The sequence below is a fragment of the Mesorhizobium sp. M4B.F.Ca.ET.089.01.1.1 genome (assembly GCF_004022605.1).
Taxonomy (GTDB): domain Bacteria; phylum Pseudomonadota; class Alphaproteobacteria; order Rhizobiales; family Rhizobiaceae; genus Mesorhizobium; species Mesorhizobium abyssinicae.
The window spans coordinates 1-513 of the sequence record NZ_RZOS01001311.1 but is presented as its reverse complement, the minus strand read 5'-3'; the positions used below and the strand labels follow the sequence as shown (position 1 = coordinate 513).

Genomic DNA, 513 nt, shown 5'->3' with positions numbered 1-513 from the left:
ATACGGACGCCTCAAGCGGGTCGACGGAAATGGTAATGAACTAGGCGATGTGGTCGATGTCACTGGCGTCATCGTAACAGAGGATCCCAGGCTTTTAGACGATGATTGGACAGAGGTTGTCCTGCTGGGAAATCGTCAGGATCAGGACACGGTTCTCGATCCATACGATGGCAATCCGCCGCAGCGCGCGTTTTGGCTAGCGAATTATCTCTACCAACGGTTCTATCGTATCCCCGATGGCGTGGAGGTCCGGTTGTACGAAGGCACCCACGCACGGAAGGACGGTTCACGGCGGTTCGAGACTATCCCAGCTCGCGCTGCTAAGGGCGTATTCGCGCGGTCAGAGACCGTGACGCTGCCAAATGGCATTAGAATTCATTACATCTATGACGAGGCTTTCAACGGTACGTCTCACAATCGGTCGATTAGCGGATCAATCGCCTCAGCCGTAAGCACCTGTGCAATTGTCTTCCGGGACGAAATGTACGCCGTCTTGACAGGCCGAGCGTGGAC

General features: G+C 55.2%; 1 protein-coding gene. It reads left to right on the top strand.

The features are described from left to right. The coding region (locus tag EN780_RS40080; RefSeq protein ID WP_210215133.1) for a hypothetical protein at positions 1 to 513 on the top strand (513 nt) is incomplete at both ends.